This window comes from Paraburkholderia phymatum, assembly GCF_038900715.1.
Lineage (GTDB): Bacteria > Pseudomonadota > Gammaproteobacteria > Burkholderiales > Burkholderiaceae > Paraburkholderia > Paraburkholderia phymatum_A.
Window position 1 is genome coordinate 585,616 of record NZ_JAYMRZ010000002.1, and the last position, 21,952, is coordinate 607,567.

A 21,952-nucleotide genomic window follows, 5' to 3' on the forward strand; every position below is an offset into this window, starting at 1 on the left:
GAAGGAGAGCGGCGCGATGATGCGCCGCATTCGCCGATCAGGCCTTCGACGGCCGCGTCGAACGTTGTCAGGGTTATCGTAGGGAGAGACGCTCCGCGCGGCCAATTCATTGTTTGAACGGGCCTATTGATTGCGCTGCGAGCGTGCCTCGGAGCGGTTTCGAAGCGGGCCGTCGTCGACTGATGCGAAGTGTGTGGCCATGCCGCTGTCTCACCGCGACGCGCGCAGTGACTACGACACTCGCATGACCGAACCCGTCAGCGCGCCACAGCGCTCACTGCACAATGCGCAATCACTTCCGCATCGAACTCGGAGCGCACGAACGAGCCCGTGACACGCCCACGGCTCATCACGACGATGCGGTCGCACAGCGCCATCAGCTCGGGCAGTTCGCTCGACACCAGCAGCACGCCCTTGCCTTCGGCCGTGATCGACTGCATTGCCTGCCAGATCTGCGGCTTACCGCCCACGTCGACGCCGCGGGTCGGCTCTTCGACGACGAACACCTGTGCGTCGCGCGCCAGCCATTTGCCAAGCACCACTTTCTGCTGGTTGCCGCCCGACAGGTTGACGACACCGCGCGACGGGTCGCGCGCCTTGATGTCGAGGCGTTCGATCATGCGCATGCCGAGCGCGTCGCGGCGTCGTCGCGAGATGAGACCGAACCGTGTGAGGCGGCGCAACGTAGTGAGCGCCAGATTGTCGTGCACCGACATCGCGGGCACGAGCCCTTCCGCCTTGCGATCGGCCGGCAGATAAGCGAGGCCATGATGTACCGCGCGGCGTGGTGTAGTCAGGCGACGTGCCGCACCCGCCACGCGAATCTGTCCGGAATCGGTGGCCTGCAGACCGAACAGCGCGCGGATCACCGCCTCGCGCTCGCAGCCGAGCAGCCCTGCAATGCCGACGATCTCGCCCGCACGCACCTCGAGCGACACATCATCGAAGCGGCCAACCGCGCCGAGCCGGTCGATTTCGAGCAGCACCTTGCCCTGTGCGGGCGCATCGCGCGCCGGAAAGTGGTCACCGGGTTCGCGCCCGACCATCGCGCGTACGATCTCCTCGACGCTCGCGCCGCGCTGACCGAAGTGTGCGACCGAACGGCCGTCGCGCAGCACCGTGATGCGATCGGCGATGCGTTGCACCTCCTCGAGCCGGTGCGATACGTAGACGATGCCAAGCCCGGCCGCACGCAGCCGCTCGCAGGTATCGAGCAACGTATCGACGTGCTCGCTTGTCAGCGACGCCGTCGGCTCGTCGAGAATCAGCAGGCGCGGACGCGTCGCGAGCGCCTTGCAGATTTCGACCAGCTGCTGCTGGCTCAAGCCCAGCGACGACACCATCGCGCCCGGCTCGATCTGCACGCTCATGGCATCGAGCAGTTCGCGCGCACGAGCGTCCATTGTCGCCATGTCGACGTTACCCGTGCGCGAACGCGGCTCGTTACCAAGAAAGATGTTCTCGGCAACCGTCATGTTCGGACACAGCGCGATCTCCTGATGCACGAGCGCGATGCCCTGGCGCCGCGCGGCGAGTGGACTGTCGATCGCGAGCGGCACGCCGTGAAGACGAATCTCGCCGTCGTCCGGGCGTTGCAGGCCGTTCATGATCGACAGCAGCGTCGACTTGCCCGCGCCATTTTCGCCGACGAGTGCATGCACCTCGCCCACGCGTACGTCGAAACTGACGTGATCGAGCGCGATCAGGCTGCCGAACTGCTTGCGCACACCTTCCACTTCGAGAATCGGCGCTCGATGCACTGGCGTAGGTGCGGCCATTATCAATGCTCCTGTCCGATCCGGTAGCGTTCGAGCAAGCTTCGATGCTCATCCATCGAGCCGCGCAGGTTGTCGTACACCTGCGCCCACAGCGCAAAGAAATCTTCATAGCGCTCGTGAATTGACGCGTCGGGCTCAACGGTCTCGCGGATGGTGACGATCGACTTCACCGGCGTGACAGGATCGGGGTACAACCCTGCGCCGACGCCCGCCAGGATCGCATCGCCGAACGGCGCTGCTTCGCCGATATCGGGCACCGCAAGCGGCACATTCACTACGTTGGCGGTGATCTGCGTCCACAGCCGGCTCTTCGCAGGGCCGCCGTTCAGGATCAGGCGGTCGAGCCTCACACCCGCGTCGCGCGCAATCTTCACATTCGAATACAGGTCGAACGCGACACCTTCGACCAGCGCGCGAATGAAGTGGCCGCGCGTGGTGTCGGGCCGCACGCCGAAGAACGTGCCGCACGCGTTCGAATTCCAGTTAGGCGCCAGCGAATTGCCAAGATACGGCAGATACAGCAGACCGTCGGCACATGGCGCGACGCGCGCAGCTTCCGCCGTGAAGAGATCGAACACGTTCTGGCCAATGCGCTCCGCGAGCCGCCATTCGTAATCGCCAAACTGGTCGCGGAACCACTTCAGCGAAGCTCCTGTGAACGCCATCGGCGCATCGAACATCGTGAGACCGGGCAGCACGTGCGGCCACTTGAGAATGCGGAATTCATCGACGTCCTGGCCAGTCGGAATCATGATGCCAAGGTTCGATCCCGTGCCCATCGAGTAGTACGCCTGGCCCGCTTCCGTGACGCCGGCGCCGAGCGCCGCCGAACTGATGTCAGTGCCACCCGCGACGACGGGGGTGCCCACGCGCAGACCCGTTTCCGCCGCCGCCTGGCGCGTCACTTCACCGACCACTTCGTGCGAACGGTAGATGCGCGGATACTTGTCGATGGGAATGCCGATCGCCGCTGCGACGTCCTCGTTCCAGCACTCGCGGCGATAGTCATAGGGATAGAAAAGACCAGCGTCGCCTGTGTTGATCGTGAACGTGCCCGTCATGCGCAACGTGCAATAGCCCGCTGGCGACAGGAATTTGTGCGTCGCGTTGAAGATATGCGGTTCGTGCTTCTTGATCCACAGCGCCTTCGGCTCGATGAACCACGGCGCGATGCGATTGCCGTTATTGCGGTTGATCGTCGCTTCGCCGACGCGCTCGCGGATCTCGTCGCACTCGCGTTCGGAGCGCGCATCCATCCAGATCGGCGCGGCGCGCAGCGGCCGGCCGTTCTGGTCGACCGGCAAGGTCACGCCGACGAGCCCCGACAACGCCACGCCGCGCACTGAATCGGCAAACGCGCCCTGCTCCAGACAGCCGCGAATCGCGCCCGTGACAGCTCGCCAGTAATTGTCAGGGTCCTGCTCAGCCCAGCCCGGACGCGGATGCGATAGCGGATGTTCGCGCGATGCATGCGCTACGATGCGGCCGGTTTCCGTATCAAGCAGGCTCGCCTTGACATTGGTGGTGCCGATATCGATGCCGAGAGTCAGATTTGCCATGTGTCGTCTCCTGGTATTCCGTTGTGCCCGTTTGTTATCTGATGTGTTCGCTGCCGCTGCTGCACCTGTCCGGCCGGATGCCCGATCTCGCTACGCGTGCTGGTGTGCGCCGCCCGACGCGAGACGCGCGCGAGCCCTTCGCCGCACCCATTCGACCCACGCGACGGCTGCGATCAGCACCGCGCCGACGATCAGGTTTTGGTACCACGCACCCACGCCCCACATGTTCAGGAGGCTCAAGCCGACCGTGAAGATCAGTCCGCCGCAGAACGTGCGAAACGGCGAGCCATAGCCGCCCGCAAGGCTCGTGCCGCCGAGCACCGCAATCGCGATCGCGCTCAGCTCGTAGCCTTTCGCGAGCGGCGCATCGACCGACATCAGCCTCGACGTGAACAGCACACCTGCACAGGCCGCGCAGACACCGCTCACTGCATACACGGCGACGATCCAGCCGCGCACATTGATGCCCGCATAGCGCGTCGTCTGCTCGTCGCCGCCGATCGCGAAGATGCGCTTGCCGACTACGTTCATGTGCAAGAGCCATGCGAGGACAACGAACACGCAAAGATAGGCGATCGTGCCGATCGGCATGCCGAGTACGTGTGCTTCGCCCAGCCACTGATAGCCGTCGGAACTGACGTACAGCGCGTGACCGTTGGTCAGCAGAAAGCTCAGGCCGCGCAGCGCGCTCAGCGTCACGAGTGTCATCACGAAGGGCGCGATGCGTCCATACGCGACGCCGACGCCGTTGACAATGCCGGCGATCAGGCCAAACAGCAGTGTCAGCAGCGCGAGTGGCACGCCGGGACCGACATAGGTACCGCCGCGCACGATCAGACGCAGATCGAAAAAGCTGCCGACCAACGCGATCGACTGGATCGACGCAATGACGCTGAAGATCATCACGGCCGCCACCGAGAGATCGATGCGTCCCGTCAGCATCACGAGCGTGACGCCCATTGCAAGAAAGCCATAGATCGCTGTGTCGCGCATCAGCGATTCGAGGTTCGACGCGCTGAAAAAGTATTGTGACGTGAAATGCGCGACCAGCAGCAGTACCACGACCAGCCAGATCAGCGGCTGGCCGAGCACGGCGCGAAGCGTGCGGCGCCACGGGAAACGCGGGCCGCGCGCAACGGTTGCGGGCGCGTGCGAATCGAGAAGACTGCTCATGCGTCGCGCTCCTTGCGTTGCAGGCTATCGGGCAGAACGACCGCGAGTATCACGCCCGCCGTCACGATCTGCTGCAGATAGGCGCTCATGCCGAGCATGTTGAGCGCATTGTTCATCGTGGCAATGATCAGCGCGGCAACCACCATCGCGCCGATCGTCCCCCGTCCACCTGCAAGCGAGACACCGCCGAGCGTGGCGATCGCGATCACGCTCAGTTCGATGCCGTCGAAGGCGGCCGGGTCGATATACGACAGTCGCGCACTTTCCAGCATGCCCGCGAAGGCAGCTCCCGCGCCGCTCAGCACGAACACCAGCAGACGGATGCCGCCGACGTTCACGCCCGACAGCGCGGCCGCCTTCGGATTGCCGCCCGCTGCGTAGAGCGCGCGGCCGAACACCGAATAACGCGTAGCGACGAGCGCGATCGCAATGGCGAGCACGAGCACGGCCACCGGCACCGGCACGCCCGCCACCGATCCATGACCGAGCCACAGATAACCGGGCACGTTGCGCGGAAAGATCGCCTGGCCGCCCGACAGCAGATTCGCGCAGGCGCGCGTGATGCCGAGGGTTCCGAGCGTCACGATAAGCGACGGCACGCGCAGCACGGTCACGCACAGGCCATTGAGCAGCCCTACCGCGATACCTGTGCCAAGCGTCACGGCAATCACCATCCACACGGAGCCGCTCTGAATGAACTGCCCGCCCGCCACGCCCGCGAGCACCGCCACGCCGCCAACGGACAGATCGATTTCGCCCGCAAGCAGCACGAGCGTCATGCCCAGTCCCATCACGCCGACCGTCGACACTGCGAGCATGATGATGCGCAGATTGTCGGCGCTTAGAAAGCGCGCGTTGATCAGATAGCCGGCCACTACCAGCACGGCCAGCAGCGCGAGCCGTGGCACCACTGGCGGCAGCGTCAGGCCGCGTTCGCGCCGGGCCGGGTCGGCGGGCGCGATTGTCGTCGTATTCATGCGTCGTCCTCAGTTCAGAAGGCGCGCGGCGCGCCGCTCGCTGCGCGCGCCGCCGCGCAACGTCACGTCACTTGCCTGGACCGTACCCGTACGGCCATTCGTCCGGCGTCACAGTCTGGATGCCGTCGATGATCATCTTCGTCTTCGTGATCATCGGCAGGTTGGGCGTGAGCACCAGCTTCGGTGGCGCCGACTTCAGCAGCCCTTCCTTGTAGCCGATGTGCATCAGGACCGTGCGCACGCCCACGTCGCCGATCAGCGGCGTGTACGGCGCGACCATGTCGATGTTGCCGGCCTTCACTTCGTGCAACACTTCGTTGGCGTCGTCGTCGGCGACGATAACGAGTTTCTTGCCGCCAGGACTGCTGTTCAGCCGGTGCGCCTCGCGGATCGCGTCGAGCGAGCCCATCGCCAGTTCGCCGCCCGCGTTGAATACCGCGGTGATGTTCGGATGCGCCTGCAGCGCATCGGCCGTCGTCTTGAAGGCGAGCGTGCGGTCGCTGTTGTCCTGGTATGACGCGAGGATGTGCAGACCGTTGCTCTTGCCGATCGTCTGGAGAAATGCGCCCGTGCGGATCGCGTCGGCCGTGCTGCCGAGATCCTTGCGGTTGACGATCAGGTTGCCCTGCCCGCCCGTCGCCTGCAGCATATAAAGACCCTGCTGCACGCCGTTCGCGTAGAAGTTGCCCATCACCTCGGAGCTGATCTTCGTCGACGACGTGCGCCGGTCCACGCTCACCACGGGAATGCCCGCCGCGATCGCGCGGTCCACGGGCGCACCCATCGGCGCCTCGCGATTCGGCCACAGCACGATACCGTCATACTTCTTCGCGATCCATCCGTCGATCACCTGAGACATGCGGTTGTCGTCGAACTGCGCGTCGACGATATCGATCTGCACATTCGGATGGCGCTTTGCTTCCCACATCGCCGTATCGGCGAGACTCATCAGCCACGGTACGTTGAAACCATGAAACACGAAGCCGATGCGATAGGTCTTCTTCGGGTTCAGCACGGGACCATCGGGCAGCGGCATGTAGTCGGTGAACGGCGCTTTCGTGTTGAGCTTGCTGTAGTAACCAACGAAGGTCGCGCCCATGCCGACTTTCCACTTGAAGCCCTGCGCCAGTTCGCCCGTCGGGTAGTCGCCAAGATAGTCGGCAAAGCCGTCCTTTTCGAACAGCTTCTTCACATCAGGATTGGCCATCGAACTGCCTTTGACGCCCTTGTACTTCTCGATCACCGAGTTGAGCTGATCGTGCACCGCCTGCTGGGCGTTCGCCGACGCGGCGAACAACAGCGACGCGCAGCCTGCGGCCGCGAAGAGCCGCCGCAATGGGCGCATTGTGTTTCGGGTCATTGCTATGCTCCTCCATACTGCGATGGAATGCCGCCTCGCAGGCGGTTCATGTTGTTCGAATCGTGATGCATGTAACGCGTCGCGGTTTCAGCCCGGCTTGTCGGTTTCCTCCTCGTCGATCTCCACATACACCGCGCCGCCTTCCACACGCGTCGCATAGGTGCGCAGGTTCTCGGTAACGGGCGGCGACATCGCACGCCCCGTGGGGATATGAAACAGTCCTTGGTGCAACGGGCATTCGACGGTCTCGCCGTCGATATAACCGTCAGAGAGATGGGCGTATGCATGGGTGCAGATGTCGCTGGTCGCGTAGAAGCGTCCGCCGACATTGAAGATGGCGACGCATGTTGCGCCTGCTTCGCATCGCTGAACATCTCCGTCCTCGATCTCTTCCGCAATGGCTAGCTTCATCCAGCGCTTCGCGTTGTCCGTTTTCAGAGTGCCTCCTTGTTCGTCGTGGATGCAACGATCCTAGAGGCGGGTGTCGGCCCGATAAAATTCATTATTTGAATGTGGGTATTGACGAATGCCACGGTCCCTGAGGAAGTGAGCAGCGACGGGGCGTCGTCAGGTGCCTGTCACGTCAGGGATAGGGAAAACACCGAGCAGATCGGGAAGGACAAACTCGCGAAGTCGAGCATTCGCTTCGGATGGGGCGTTGTCACGCTGGCAAGGGCGGTCGAGTCAAGACAACCAGATGAAAAAGACCGGATCGCTCTATCACCGTCACCGGTTCCCTGCGGCGGTCATTAGCTGCGCGGTGCGAATGGTACTTCCGGTTTCAGTTGAGCCTGCGCGACTTCGAAGAGTTGCTGTTCGAGCGTGGCGTCGTGGTCAGCTATGAAATGATCCGGCGTTGGTGCGATAAAATTCGGCGCGGGTTTTGCGCATCGCGTTAAGGCTTCTCGGCGCAAACCTACGCAGCTATCCGGCCGCGAAAGCCGAAATCGCCGAGCTGACGAACGTCAAGCATTTCTTCGTCAAAGCCTGCGCCGGGTGAACAACCGCGCCGACAACAGTCATCAGCCCACGCGGGAACGCGAGCGTCGGATGCGTGGTTTCCGAGTCCCTCAAAGCACCGAAGCGTTCCTGTCGAGCTTCGGCCCGATCCGCCAGCACTTCGCGCTCAAGAGACATTTGCTACGCGCTTCGCTTTATCGCAACCAGCTCGCCGCGCGCTTTTTCGCATGGCGTCACTTCATTGAGCTCACCCAAGGTTCGTCCGCTTTCTGAGAGCACGGGCAACCTCACCGCCATTGCATCGCGAACAACTCAACGTGACAGCGCCCGCCATGGTGGTATTCGGGCGCGAGACGAAGGGCACGGTGCTCGAGTGAGCCAGTACACCCGCTATTTGAAAGGCAGTCCTTTCCGCTCGATGAGGTGGCGACGAATACGCCGTTTCTCGCTCGCCATTGAAATTTGCATCAGAGCCACTTCACCGAGCTCGCCCAAAATCCATTCGCTTTCTGAGCGGATGTGCTTGCTATGCACTATCGCGTTGCCAGCAACTTAATGTGACAACGCCGACCTAACCTTTAGAATGCTGCGCTATAGATAGCGACCGCATCGGCCTCTGTAACCGGGCGCGGATTGTTCACCAACAAACGCTGTTGCAACATCGCGTCTTGTGCCAGACGGGGAATGTCTTCGCGGTTGACACCGACATCGCGAAGCTTGCTGGGGATTCCCGTCTTCGCAATCAAGCCCTCGATGTGATCGACGAGTGCGAAGGTCTTTCGCTCATCATCGCCTTCCACAGGTGTTGGCAAAATCACATCCGACAGTTTCGCATACAAAGTGCTAGCAGCCGGGGCATTAAAGCGCATCACGTGCGGCAATACCAATGCGTTGGAAAGCCCATGCGCGACGTGGAAAATACCACCCAACGGATAGGCCAAAGCGTGCACCGCAGCAACCGGCGCGTTGGCAAACGACTGCCCCGCAAACATCGCGCCCAATAGCATCGCTTCGCGCGCCGCCGTATTCTGTCCGTCCTCACATACCACGAGGAGGTTCTGTGACAGCAATCGCAATGCCTCGACGGCCAGAGCGTCGGAGACAGGATTCTTAAGGTGGAGCGACGTATAGGCCTCGATGGCGTGCACCATTGCGTCGATGCCCGTGGCCGCGGTGGCCTGAGGCGGAAGCCCCATCGTGAGTTCAGCATCAAGCACCGCCAGGTCCGCCATCAACTGCGGCGCTACAACCCCCATTTTGGTGGTTTCGCCGGTAGTGACAATCGATACTGCGGTGACCTCGGAGCCGGTCCCTGCCGTTGTCGGCATCTGCACGAGGGGCAAACGGTTGCCCGTGACCTTCCGGATCCCGTACATTTCCGATAGAGGCTGTGTGCCCGGACTAAGTACGGCCAGAAGCTTGGCGACGTCCATGGAGGAGCCGCCACCCAAACCCAATACGATTTCAGCGTTGAAGACCTTCGCGCGTTCCGCCGCCGCCAAAACCACCTGCTCGGGCGGATCTGCGATTACGTCATCAATAACGGTTACTGTCCACCCGTGCAAAGCCAGGTCCGCGAGCGCAGCGGTCAGCAGCCCGGATTTGTATAGAAATCCATCTGTGACCACGCATAGACGGCTGAGCGTAGCGAACTGCTCGCGAAGCAACGCGCCAAGACGGCGTGCCGCACCGGCTTCGACCACCAGAGTAGGAACCGTCTGAAAACGAAAAGCATTCATAGATATGACCTCGGTGCTACTGCTGTTTTTGTTGGGTTCGCGCCAAGACCCGTAATTCGAACTTCTGAATCTTGCCAGTGCTAGTCTTCGGCACGGCACAAAACCGAATGGACTTGGGCACTTTGAAGCCTGCAAGCAATGAACGACAGTGCGCGATCAACTCCTCTTCCGTTGTCTCCTGGTCTTCCTTGAGTTCAATGAATGCACAAGGAACCTCACCCCACTTCTCATCGGGCTGGGCCACGACGGCCGCCACAGCAACTGCGGGATGTCGGTACAAAGCGTCTTCGACTTCGATACTCGAAATGTTTTCCCCGCCGCTGATGATGATGTCTTTCGAACGGTCGGTAATCCGCACGTACCCGTCTTCAGACAACACACCCAAGTCGCCCGTATGGAACCACCCGCCAGCGAAAGTCTCCGCCGTGGCCTTCTCGTTCTTGAGGTAGCCCTTCATGCAGATATTGCCCCGGAACATGACTTCACCAATCGTTTCGCCGTCTCTTGGGACTTCAATCATCGTCACCGGATCGATGACCGTGACCCCGGCCTGCAAATGATATCGAACGCCTTGGCGTGCGTTCATTTGCGCCTGACCACCCTGATCCAAGCTATTCCAGCTATCCTGCTTCGCACATACGGCAGCAGGACCATAGACCTCTGTCAACCCATAGACGTGAGTCAACTCAATTCCAATCTCGCTCATTTTGGCAATAACCGTAGGGGACGGAGCGGCACCCGCAACCATTGTGCGAACAAGGTGCGTAATCCCCTTACGATAATCGGCCGGTGCGTTGGCCAATGCCCCTTGGACAATTGGAGCCCCGCAATAATGCGTCACCCCTTCGGTACGAATCAAATCGAATACCGTACGGGCATCGAATCGGCGCAGACATACATTGACGCCTGCGCGTGCGGCAACAGTCCAGGCGAAGCACCACCCGTTGCAGTGGAAAAGAGGTAGCGTCCACAGATATACCGCATGCTTAGGCATATCCCATTCGAGCACGTTGCTAATCGCGTTCATATACGCGCCCCGGTGATGATAGACCACCCCTTTGGGATCACCGGTTGTGCCCGATGTGTAATTCAACGCCAGCGCGTCCCACTCATCCTCTGGAGGCACCCAGACATGTTCGGGGTCACCAGAGGCTAGAAACGCCTCATAGTCCGTATGCGGGGGGAAATCGTCACCCGGCGCCATAACGTCACTGACGCTGATCACGATCAGGTGCGGAAACTCAGCGGCCGCCCTCTTCGCGAGTTCGCCGAATTCCGTGTCGATGATCAATACGCGGGCTTCACCATGACGAAGCATGAACAGCATGGTCTCAACGTCTAACCGCGTGTTCAACGTATTGAGTACCGCACCCAGCATGGGGACCCCGTAGTGGGCTTCCACCGTGGCCGGGATATTGGGTAGCAACACTGCAACGGTATCGCCCTTGGAAACGCCGGCGTTCGAAAGGGCGCTGGCCATACGCCTGGCCCGTTCGTAAGTCTCCGCCCACGTGCGCCGGACATCACCGTAGACGATGGCCATACGGTCGCCGTAGACCTCTGCAGCGCGGGCTACGAAGTCAACAGGCGTCAACGAAACGTAATTCGCAGGGCGGCGCTGAAGGCCTGTATCAAACATATGCGTCATCGATCAATCTCCCAAGTCTCTAAGAGGCCAGTTCAAAATGCTATGAACGCCACTGCTTTACGATCCCGATCCCGAATCAGAGACCGAGCACAGAAGCATTGATCACGCCCTGCGGATCGAGCGCCTCCCGGAACGCCACCAAGCCATCTCGCATACGTTCGTCAAGAATCTGTCCATAAGGATAGGTTCGACCTATTTGGAAGTGCGTCGAACCGTGAGCCTGATAGATGGCGATCAACTGCCTTCTCATCGATGCCACGTAGGTGCGCGCGGCCAAGTTTTCGGACCCTGGCGGATTCTTGTCCGTAACCTTCTTTGGCACAACCGCATCATGGTACGGGGAAAGCGCATCCTTCCAGTAGATACCGATCTCATACAGGAATGCTCCCCGGCCAATGGCCTGAAACATCAAGCCAGTCCATACGCCGTGCTTCGCAAAATTCTCAGCCTCCAGGTCTAGCCATTCCTCGTACGCGCGATGGAAATCCTTGGTACGCGAATTCGGGATATACCCATGCACTGGGACCCAGCGCTCTCCCTTGGGCCCCACAACGTGAAACATACGAGAGAAAGGGTCGCTCCGCACTATGGCAGGAACCGAATTGACGATTTCACGCCCGTGCCCATCCATCGCATCACGAAGACGCTGCATGTCAAGGTTAACCGCCTGTTTGCTCGGCCCTTCCACGATGTAATGGGCGACAAAGGGGGCGCTACTCATCGAACGCTCCCCGGCAAGCCCCATACGCAAAAGTTGACGGGCACCCGCGAACCATGACGGTGAAGTCGAAAACACGCGGCGCGCGATAGCCAACGTATCGGCCAGTGTGCGTTTCCGCTTCAACTGACCACGAAGCATTGACGCATCGAAAGCGAAGTTCGTGTCATCGACTCCGATAGACGCCGCGCTCTGCATGCCACTGTGCATCCGATCAAACGACTCGAATGCGAAGCTGGCGCCCGCGAATGCAGAGTGGGCTTCCAGCAGTGGGAGTGTGATTCTGGCTTTGATGCCGAAGGCGCCGCAGTCACCGGTAAACAATCCCGTCACATCGGGACCGGCATACCGATTGAACGGGGAGCCCCCAAGCGCTGCACTTCCTGTCCGAAGCAATTCGCCAGTACCGGTCACGACGTCGAGACTCAGCACAGATGACGCGGCGCCGCCATACTGACCTGTCCCGTGACTGACCGCATGCTGAGCGACAGACCCGCCAACAGTTGCCACAACGCCGGAGAATGGGCCGCGAAACGGAGTGCGCAAGCCATGCGAATCGAGCTCCGTTTTCAACTGCGCCCATGTCACGCCCGCCTCAACCGTCACATACGCATCGACCTTGTTGAGTTCGACGATGCGGTTCAGGCGCCGAAGATCAAGCAGTATCGAAAACTGTGTGCCCACCAGATAGCCACCTGTGTACGATGCGCCACCGCCTCTGGGATATACGGCAAGACCTCTCTTGCCGGATTCCCGGATCACCGCCTGAAGCTCCTCCACGGTATCGGGAGCCACCACCGCTAGTGGCGTCTCCTTGGTCGTGAAGATGTCATGAGACAACGCCAACGCGGCTTGACCTTCAGTGACGTGCTCGGCTCCCACTATGGCACGGAGTGCCGACAGAACTTCAGTCGTCACCCCGCTCAAAACGCCGTTAGCGCTTTTGTCCATCATGCGGCTCCACGTACCTTCCAGGTGGGCTGAATCGGTGCCGGAAGATGCGTTTCTTCAAGACAACGCGCGCGCAGGATTTCGATCTCCGGGCCTCGATTGAAGACCGGCAACTCGCCAGCACCACGAGCCTCGCGAATTTGTGCACGAAGGGATTCAGTTTCATCCGCATCGACGTTACCAACGTCATCGCAAACGACGCCATACGAGCGTGCGCCCTTGGCCGTCACCAAACCCTGCCCGACCTCCTTGCCAACCAGTGCAGGATCACGTTCAAGCGGATCACCCCAACCGCCAGCACCCCAGGTCACGAAATGCAACAAGTCATCGGGACCGACCTTGATATCGTCGCATTTCGCGGGCAAATACATCCGTTCGCCGTTCGCGCGCTCAAGAAGCTTCCACGAACGTGCCGCAGGTTCACCACCGTTGACACCCCAAGGCGGAATGAACCAGCGGTCGTCGTGAATCGAAATCTGCCCTTCGCTGAGGAAACGGTACGTCATGTGGATTCCGTTACCGCCACGGAATTTGCCTGCACCGCCCGAATCCGGAACCGTTTCGTAACGCTCGATGCGCATCGGGAAGTAGTTTTCCAGGAACTCATTCGGCACGTTCGTAAAATCCGGCCACAGCGAGTGACCGTCAGGACCATCGCCGGAAGGACGACCCGGGATGCCGCCGAAACCGATCTGGAACAGCTGGAACCACTCGCCCTTGCTGTCGTGGCCCGAATACATCAGGTGGGGGCTGGACGAGAAGCCTGCGGCGTTGAGGAACGCCGGCGTACGTTGACCCAGGAGGCCGCCCATAACGTCGAAAATACGGCCCAGTGCGTGCGTACGGCACGACAGAGCGGCCGGGAAATTCGGCTTCAGCAACGAGCCTTGGGGAATCCGGACTTCGACCAGATCATAGAACCCGTCGTTATAAAGCACCTGCGGGTCAAACACCATGATCATGTAAATCCCGAAGAACATCTTCAGCATGTTCTCGTTCAGGAAGAAGTTGATCGAGGATGCCGACTGCGGATCCGTACCGTCAAAATCGAGAATAACCTTTTCGCCTTGTCGCGACATCGTGCACTGAATCTTGAACGGACCAAAGCCCGCACCGTCGTCGCACAGATAATCGGCAAACGACACCGGCTCCTCACCCACCGACGTCGCAATGAGTTGCTTCATTGCGCGGAAGTTACGTGCAAGCAAATCATTCATTGCCGACTGCAATACTTCATCACCGAAGCGATCTGAAATCTCGCAGACGCGGCGGCCAGCAACGCGGCACGAGGCGACCAAGGCTTGCAGGTCAGCCTTGTTCCATTCGGGCATGCGCGACTGATTCGAAACCAGTTTCAGCAAGTCGCTTTGCAGTTCGCCCTTGCGATAGAGTTTGACCGGAGGAATGCGCACACCTTCTTCGAAAATCGAAGCCGCATGCGTCGGCAGCGAACCCGGGACCTTGCCGCCCACGTCAGTCATGTGGCCGAACATAGCCGACCAGGCAATGAGGCGACCCCTGTGGAAAATCGGCATGATCACAAGTTGGTCATTCAAGTGGCTGATCGCACCACCGACAGCGTACGGGTCATTCAGCAGAATGATGTCGCCTTCTTCAATTTCGCCTTCGTAGTTCTTCAGGAACCCACCGATAAACGAGCCGAATTGACCAACCACCATCTTCCCATCACGATTCGCGATGAGCGGAAAGGCGTCGCCCTGCTCACGAATTCCCGGACTCAGAGCTGTACGCATCAGCGTAGCGTCCATCTCGTTGCGAGCGTTGCGAAGTGCGCTTTCGATGATATCCAGCGTTACCGGATCGACTGTAACCCCGGCGAACGGCGTATCGTTCGTTTCAATAATGCGTGCGGACATTGTGTGTCTCCTTGCCCTTATGCGTTAATCGGGGTGATCAGGATGTTGCCGAAGAGGTCAACCCTACCCTGGCAATCCGCAAGAACCACGGTGGTCGAATCCATTTCGCAAATCACTGCGGGACCCGTAACTACGTCGCCAGCCAGCAGCTTTGCGCGGTCGTAGATAGTGCCTTTCTTGAATCCACCGTCGGACCACATTTCATGGTCACGGATACGCGCCTGCGCACCATTCCCGTCGCCCTGTGCGAGTTCACGCGACGGCAGCTCAAGCGCCTTGCCCAGAGCCACTGCGCGGAGGTTGACGAGTTCGCGCTCTGCGTCAAGACGGAATCCGAATTGGCGTTCATGTGCCAGGTCGAACAGCGCCGCCAGGTCTGCCAGGCCCGTACCCGATTGGAACAATTCCGCGCTAACCGGCAACGAGACTTCGAATGCCTGGCCGTGGTAACGCACATCGGCTTCGCAGCGGACCTCGATTTCGGACTCGGCAACGCCGTCCTGAACAAGTGTGTTGTGAACCTGCGCCGAAATCTGCTTCAGGATGTCGACGATTTCCGCTTCACTTGCGGCCGTGAAACGCCTGGAGAACGAACGCGCGGTCTCAGTACGCATACGCGTTGTTGCGTCACCCATTGCGCACAGCACGCCAGGGGAAACCGGCGACACAGCGGGCCACGAGCCCGTGAGCTTGCTCACTGCATTCACATGCAGGGGACCCGCGCCGCCGAAGCCCATCAGCGCGAATTCGCGCGGATCGTAGCCCTGTTGAATCGAAACCATACGGAGTGCGCCGTACATGTTCTCGTTGACCAGATCGATGATGCCGCGTGCCGCTTCGTAAAGATCGACCCCCAGATCATCGGCAACCTTCTGCACTGCGACCTTTGCGGCCTCGCGGTCGAGTTTGAACTTACCGCCCAGCAGGTTTTCCGGCAGATATCCCAAGACCACGTTAGCGTCTGTCACCGTGGCTTCCGTGCCGCCACGACCATAGCAAGCCGGGCCCGGAGCAGCGCCCGCCGATTGGGGACCGACACGCAGCGCCTTGGTGAGTTCCGGCACTCGGGCAATCGAACCGCCGCCGGCACCCACGGTCTTGACGTCGAGCGCCGACACCCGAACCGTGAGGTCGCCAACTTCCGTCGTACGAACCAAACGCGGTTCGCCGTTTTCGATCAGAGCCACGTCGGTTGACGTGCCGCCGACGTCGAGCGTCAGAATGTTTTTCAGGCCCGCGTTTTTCGCGACCCACACTGCGCCAGCAACGCCACCAGCGGGACCCGACATCAGAAGCGAAACCGGATGTTGTTCCGAGGCCTCAGACGACATGAGACCACCGTCCGAACGCAGCAGTGCCAGGCGACCCTTCATGCCCAAATCGGCGAGGCGTTCGCGCAGGTTGTGCACGTAGCGGCCAATCATCGGGCGCATCGAGGCGTTGGCAACCGTGGTCAGCGTCCGCTCGTATTCCTGCATTTCGGGCAGAACTTCGTGTGACATCGAAATCGAAATACCCGGCAGGACTTCAGCTGCGATTTCAGCGACACGCTTCTCGTGTGCGCCATTCGCGTATGCGTTAATGAGTGAAATGGTAAGCGCTTCGACACCCCGCGCCTTCAGCTTTTCCAACCGCGCGCGGATGTTCGCCTCATCCAGTGCGCGAACTTCTTGCCCTCGTGCGTCGAGACGGCCAAAGACTTCAACCGTGTCTTCAAGTGCGGCAATCGGTTCCGGCTTTGGCCAAACGATCCAACCCGCGAGACCGCCAGGAACCAGCGAACGTGCAATCTGCATGACCTGGCGATAACCCTCTGTCACTACGAGACCCACGCGAGCCCCCTTGCCTTCCAGCACCGCGTTGGTTGCGACAGTCGTGCCGTGCAGGAATACGCCGATACCTGACGGCGAGATCTGCGCGTTAGCACAGATCTCACGAACGCCCGTCACAATTCCTTCAGAGGAATCGTGAGGCGTCGAAGGCGTCTTATGGCGCCAGAATTGCCCATCTTCATCGTTGAAAAGCAGCAGGTCAGTAAAGGTACCGCCTACGTCTACACCAAGTCGATATGCCATGTTTTGTCTCACTCATAGAGTCCTACTGCGCACCTATTCTCATCGTGACTACACATCCCCGCTATTCGATATAGCGCTCTATCCGATGTGCGGAAACCCAATGAAAACAGGCGGAGAACGCTAATATGGATATCCAGAATGACAATAAAAAACGGGGAAGTCCTGAATGGACCTCCCCGCTCAAGTTTCCATGATCAACGACTTACAACGGTACTGCTACCGCGTTACTGTATTACAGAGGATTTGCGCGCTCCTCTTCCACCGCGCGACGGAAGCGCGGAATCAGCGAGGCGAACAGGATAGCCGCCACAATGGCCCCGGTGATACTGACGATGGCAGCCGAGTAGCCGACCTTCGCTTTATCGTGGAAGACGTAATCCGTGAGTGCGCCAGTCAACGTCGGACCCACTGTAAGTCCCACGATGTTGATACCGAAGAGGTAGAACGCACCCATCAGGGCACGCATGTTATTCGGCGTGAACATCTGAAGCGACGATGCACCTGTGCCCCATGCGAACGAACCAAAGAACAGCATAAATGCCAGCACCACACTCGCGATGAACAGATTGGATACGAACGGCAGAAGCGCGAGAGGAATGATCAGGCCGAGTGCCGCCGTGAGACCCACGTAAGCACCGGCCGCGACCTTGCCATTGCGTTGCATACGGTCAGCCATGGATGCACCGGAAAGCACACCCGCCGATGCAAACACGAGCATCAGTCCGCTCATCATATAAGCTGCGTGAGGGACCGAAAGCCCAAACGCGCGGGACAGAAATGGACGCGCCCACAGCAGCGTGACGTTGAACGGAACGCTAAGGAGAGCGTAACCGCAGAAGTGCAACAGGTATGCACCCTTATGACGGGACCACACTTGGCCAAACGTCGCGGTTCCTTTCACCAGAGCCGCGCCAGTGTTCGAACGGCGCGTTGGTTCCTTCAGAGTCAGAGCGAGCAACGCGACGAGGAAACCCGGGACGCCCACGTATATGAACACAGCCTGCCAAGAGCGCATCTCGCCCAAGAGCGGAACGTGGACACTCGTAGCACCGCCCAGAAGGGAAACGATGAGGCCACCAATCAGAAGCGCCAAACCGCCGCCGACAAACATTGCGACCGTAAAAACGCCGGTTGCGATATTGCGCTTGTTGGGTGGGAAGTTATCGCCAATAATCGAAAACGTCGCTGGCGACAATCCGGCCTCGCCAACACCGACCCCGATACGGGCAGCGAACAGGGTCCCGAATGAATTGCCGAGGCCGCACGCCGCACACATTGCACTCCAGACGGTGATACTCCAGATCACGAGTTTGCGTCGATTCAAACGATCCGCCAACCACCCCAAAGGAATGCCGAGGCCCACGTAGAAGATCACGAATGCCAGGCCGTGCAACAGACCGACTTGAGTATCGTTGATATGAAGATCACGCTGCACCGATTCCATGAGAATCGTCAGAATGACACGGTCCACATATGCGAACGTGTAGGCGATAAACAGAACCGCCACAGTGTACCAGCCAATGCTTGCCGAAGGCCAACCTTGGACCTGGCCTTGCACAGACTGGGCCTGTTGTTTGTCCATTACTTCCATACTACGTCTCCTCCATGGAGTTCTAATGCCGAAGAGCCAGATAGCGGTCTTTGCGACTACCATCTGGTTAATGGGATTTACTGGCCTAAGGACTACAAATCATTGCGATTATGAACCGGCTTCTCCATCGGCTTTCATCTTCGCATACCACTTGCGAAGTTCAGTCTTCAGGATTTTGCCATTTGCGTTTCGCGGCAGGCATTCAATCGGGACAATTTTCTTCGGCAGTTTATATGACGCCAGATTCTGTCGTGCAAACTGTTCGAGTTCTTCGGCGCCAATCGACGTGCCTTCATTGGACACGACGGCCATCACCACGAGTTCACCCCAGCGCTCATCGGGAACGCCGAATGCCGCCGACTCCTTAACTGCAGGGTGCGTGTCGATCACGTCCTCAATTTCGCGCGGATATATATTGATGCCGCCGCTGATCACCATGTCTTTCTTGCGATCAACGATGTACAGGTAGCCCTCTTCATCGCGCATAGCCAGATCGCCAACACCGACCCACCCGTCTTTCAGGGTTTCCTTCGTTGCCTCTTCCTTACCCCAGTAACCATTGAACAGCGTAGGCGACGTGCTGAAGAGTTCGCCGACTTCGTTAGGCCCCACTTCCTCGCCCTTGTCATCCAGGAGCTTGATGGTGGTGCCGACGAACGGGAGACCCACGCAGTTGCGCTTGCGCAACTGATCTTGAGGACGCAAGTTGCTGACGGTCCCGGCTTCGGTAGAGCCATACGTTTCGTGCAGCAAGCCGTCACCGAAGTATTCGACAATTTGCTCCTTCGTTGACTGCGCGAGAGGCGCCGCGTTGGCCACGATGCCTTTCAGGCGATTGCCCCGCAGACTATCCAGCAACGGACGCTCCATACTGAACATCACGTGATAGTGCGTGGGAACCGTGAACATACCCGTGACACGACCACTGTGGACAGCACGTAGCACGGTCTCTGCGTCGAAGCTTGGCATGATCTCCGTCGTACCACCGAAGAAGATCGAAGACATCGCATATGCGAGACCTGCACCATGACACATCGGAGCGAAGGCCAGGAAGTAGTCATCCGGTGAGTAGATGCCGTACTCAGCCGCGTAGCCCAAAAACGTCATCGAACGTGCACGATGCGGAAGCATCACGCCCTTGGGCTTGCCGGTAGTGCCAGACGTGTAGGGAATAGAGAACGTCGCCCACTCCGGAATAACGGGCACGTTAAACAACGCACTGGCCTTCTTGAGGAAATCATCGTACTGCTTATCCAAGACGATCACGTGTTCGACGGTCTTCATCAGAGACCGATCAACCGTCTTCAGCGAATCCGGGTGAACGAACAGGATGCGCGCTTGTGCGTCGTTGCAGATATCCGCGAGTTCGGGTCCCGTAAGCTTCGGATTCGGCGTTGCAATAGCGGCACCGATATCGGAAACACCACAAACGATCTCGATGTACTCAAGAGCATTGGGGCTGATAATAGCCGCGTTTTGTCCCGGCAGGAGGCCCAAACCCATCACGCCGTTAGCAACGCGATTCATTGCCTCGATGAGCTGCGCATACGTGCGTTGACGGTCGCCGCAAATCAGCGCCGGCTTGTTGGGGACTCTACGCGCCGCAGCACGGATGCCCGACGATACCGTGATGTTGCGAAAGCCGGGTGGCAGACCCTGGAGAATGTTTTCGTTGGTGAGAATCACAGTTTGAACACCTTGCGTGCGGTATCGGACATGATTTGCTGAAACGCTTCAGGACGGAGACCGTGTTCGATCATTTCCTTAACACCGCGCTCCGGATCGATCACGGGCCAATCCGTACCAAACATGACCTTGTGCGAACCGTACGTGTTCATGTAGTGAATGAGCGATGTCGGAATGTGCTTCGGTGCGTATGCGTCGAGGCCGATGTACACATTCTTGTGTTTCCACGCCATGGCGATCATTTCATCGGTCCAAGGTACCCCGATGTGGATGCCCAGCAACTTCAGTTCCGGGAAATCTATGGCAATCTGGTCGAGCAGGATCGGTTTGGCCACGCTCGGCAGACGCACGTCCTTTTGATAAATCAGATTCTGGCCGACCTGCATCATGATCGGAATGTCGAGTTCGCAGCACTTCGCGTAGTACGGGTAGTACAGCGCTTCGTTAGGTGCCAGACGGAACCAGTGCGGATACAGGTGAGCGCCGACGAAACCGAATTCCTTGACGCCCTGTTCGAGGTCACGAAGGCCCTGCATACCACGGAAAGGATCAACGCCAGCGAGACCCGAGAAGCGATCCGGATACTTCGTGCACCACTTTGCAACCTGCTCGTAGGGGATTTCGAACGAGCCTTTCATGCGTGCGTCACCGGCACGAACGGCGATGAGCAACGAACGTTCGATACCTGCGCGATCCATCTTGCGGAGATATTCGTCCATCGAAACGCCATTACGCATTTCGACGGGCATACGCACCTGCGCCTTGAAATCCTCATCGACGCCAGTTTGCCCTTTGGCAACCTCTTCCTCGGTGAAAAGATTGCAAACGATATCAATGTAACCGCTCATGTCTGTCCTCTGTAGGTCCGGCCGTGCGGTCTTTCACACGGTTCGGTTAAGAGACATACTCGCGCACCTGGGCAAGTATGTCTCATGCCATTCAATCCGTATCCGATGTACGGAAACTCCGTATTCGTGCGCTCTTACTTGCCTTCGCGAGCCCAGCGCTTTTCGAATTCCCACACTTCTGCGAAGCCGATGAGTTCGCAGAACTTCTTGAAATCATAGAGTTCCACGCCCGGGCCGCCGCTAAGGCCTTGTTCCTTCAGCAATCGCAGGCTCTTCTCCATTGCATGAGCCGCCACCAAGCTCGTATTCGACGGATAGATCGCGAGCGCGAAACCGATTTCCTTCAGTACCGAAGCCGGGAGAATCGGGGTCTTGCCTCCGTCTGCCATGTTGGCCATCATCGGCAGATCGAATGCCGAGCACGCTGTACGCATTTCCTCTTCCGACTGCGGGGCTTCAAGGAACAGAATGTCGGCGCCCGCCTTTGCATAGGCCTCAATACGGCGCATCGCCTCATCCATCCCCAGTCCTGCTCGTGCGTCGGTGCGGGCGATGATCAGGAAATTCTCCTTGTCCTCACGCGCTTCGGCAGCGACCTTGATCTTTTCGACCATATCCTCTACCGGCACGCAACGCTTGTACGGCGTATGGCCGCACTTTTTCGGGAATTCTTGATCTTCAAGTTGAATTGCCGTGACGCCTGCGGCCTCGTAGCCCTTCACCGTGTGGTGGACATTCAGCAGACCGCCGTAGCCCGTGTCGCCGTCGGCGATGACCGCTGCACCTGACGTCCGCACCAGAGTGGCCATACGGTCCACCATCTGCGTGTAAGTCGCTATCCCGGCATCGGGCAAACCCAGCGCCGATGCGGTGAGCCAGAAGCCTGTGCCGTACACGATGTCGAAACCGACAGTCTTGGCGATGGTGGCCGAGATCATGTCGTGCATGCCCGGAATGACAAGGAATTCGCCGTTTTTCAGTTTCTGTTTGAGGATCGGATTAGCCATGAAAG

Annotated in this window: 15 protein-coding genes and 1 pseudogene; 1 reads left to right on the forward strand and 15 read right to left on the reverse strand. The window is 59.4% G+C overall.

The genetic code is table 11. The features are described from left to right. Positions 1–257: 257 nt before the first annotated feature. The 6 genes from VSR68_RS05970 to VSR68_RS05995 all read right to left on the reverse strand — a co-directional run bounded on the left by VSR68_RS05970 (position 258) and on the right by VSR68_RS05995 (position 7,258). The gene (locus VSR68_RS05970) at positions 258–1,778 is read right to left on the reverse strand and encodes a sugar ABC transporter ATP-binding protein (protein WP_342938903.1); all 1,521 of its coding nucleotides are present in this window, start codon (positions 1,776–1,778) and stop codon (positions 258–260) included. Between the two features lie 2 nt (positions 1,779–1,780). Beyond that, the gene (locus VSR68_RS05975; RefSeq protein ID WP_342938904.1) at positions 1,781–3,337 is read right to left on the reverse strand and encodes a xylulokinase; all 1,557 of its coding nucleotides are present in this window, start codon (positions 3,335–3,337) and stop codon (positions 1,781–1,783) included. Positions 3,338–3,427: 90 nt separating this feature from the next. Then, entirely contained in the window at positions 3,428–4,510 is a 1,083-nt protein-coding gene (locus VSR68_RS05980) for an ABC transporter permease (RefSeq protein ID WP_342938905.1), read from the reverse strand. Continuing rightward, on the reverse strand, positions 4,507–5,487 hold the full coding sequence (locus VSR68_RS05985) for an ABC transporter permease (RefSeq protein ID WP_342938906.1): 981 nt from the start codon (positions 5,485–5,487) through the stop codon (positions 4,507–4,509). Before VSR68_RS05985 ends, VSR68_RS05980 begins: the two co-directional genes overlap by 4 nt. A 67-nt stretch (positions 5,488–5,554) precedes the next feature. After that, positions 5,555–6,847 (reverse strand): sugar ABC transporter substrate-binding protein, encoded by a 1,293-nt coding sequence (locus tag VSR68_RS05990; protein ID WP_342938907.1) that lies wholly within the window; start codon positions 6,845–6,847, stop codon positions 5,555–5,557. An 87-nt stretch (positions 6,848–6,934) separates the two neighbouring features. After that, a complete protein-coding gene (locus VSR68_RS05995) occupies positions 6,935–7,258 on the reverse strand; it encodes a non-heme iron oxygenase ferredoxin subunit (RefSeq protein WP_342938908.1) in 324 nt (107 codons plus the stop codon). Between the two features lie 286 nt (positions 7,259–7,544). Between VSR68_RS05995 and VSR68_RS42745 the strand changes: the two are divergent. After that, positions 7,545–8,080 (forward strand): annotated as a pseudogene (locus VSR68_RS42745) (IS6 family transposase). A gap of 305 nt (positions 8,081–8,385) precedes the next feature. On the opposite strand, the gene VSR68_RS06010 reads toward VSR68_RS42745, so the two are convergent. The 9 genes from VSR68_RS06010 to VSR68_RS06050 form a co-directional block, all read right to left on the reverse strand. Beyond that, on the reverse strand, positions 8,386–9,546 hold the full coding sequence (locus tag VSR68_RS06010) for an iron-containing alcohol dehydrogenase (protein ID WP_342938910.1): 1,161 nt from the start codon (positions 9,544–9,546) through the stop codon (positions 8,386–8,388). Positions 9,547–9,562: 16 nt separating this feature from the next. Next, entirely contained in the window at positions 9,563–11,194 is a 1,632-nt protein-coding gene (locus VSR68_RS06015; protein WP_342938911.1) for an acyl-CoA synthetase, read from the reverse strand. Positions 11,195–11,270: 76 nt separating this feature from the next. Next, on the reverse strand, positions 11,271–12,866 hold the full coding sequence (locus VSR68_RS06020; protein ID WP_342938912.1) for an FAD-binding oxidoreductase: 1,596 nt from the start codon (positions 12,864–12,866) through the stop codon (positions 11,271–11,273). Next, complete coding sequence (locus tag VSR68_RS06025; RefSeq protein WP_342938913.1) at positions 12,863–14,740, reverse strand: hydantoinase B/oxoprolinase family protein; 1,878 nt, start codon at positions 14,738–14,740, stop codon at positions 12,863–12,865. The genes VSR68_RS06020 and VSR68_RS06025 overlap by 4 nt, the downstream gene beginning before the upstream one ends. Before the next feature lie 17 nt (positions 14,741–14,757). Next, complete coding sequence (locus VSR68_RS06030; RefSeq protein ID WP_342938914.1) at positions 14,758–16,815, reverse strand: hydantoinase/oxoprolinase family protein; 2,058 nt, start codon at positions 16,813–16,815, stop codon at positions 14,758–14,760. 232 nt (positions 16,816–17,047) lie between these two features. Next, positions 17,048–18,406 (reverse strand): MFS transporter, encoded by a 1,359-nt coding sequence (locus tag VSR68_RS06035; protein ID WP_342938915.1) that lies wholly within the window; start codon positions 18,404–18,406, stop codon positions 17,048–17,050. Positions 18,407–18,514: 108 nt separating this feature from the next. Beyond that, positions 18,515–20,092 carry a class I adenylate-forming enzyme family protein gene (locus tag VSR68_RS06040; protein ID WP_342938916.1) on the reverse strand — a complete coding sequence of 526 codons (1,578 nt, stop codon included), beginning with the start codon at positions 20,090–20,092 and terminating at the stop codon, positions 18,515–18,517. After that, the gene (locus VSR68_RS06045; RefSeq protein WP_342938917.1) at positions 20,089–20,940 is read right to left on the reverse strand and encodes an amidohydrolase family protein; all 852 of its coding nucleotides are present in this window, start codon (positions 20,938–20,940) and stop codon (positions 20,089–20,091) included. The genes VSR68_RS06040 and VSR68_RS06045 overlap by 4 nt, the downstream gene beginning before the upstream one ends. A 134-nt stretch (positions 20,941–21,074) precedes the next feature. Continuing rightward, positions 21,075–21,947, reverse strand: a complete 873-nt coding sequence (locus VSR68_RS06050; RefSeq protein ID WP_342938918.1) for an isocitrate lyase/PEP mutase family protein — start codon at positions 21,945–21,947, stop codon at positions 21,075–21,077. Positions 21,948–21,952: the final 5 nt, after the last annotated feature.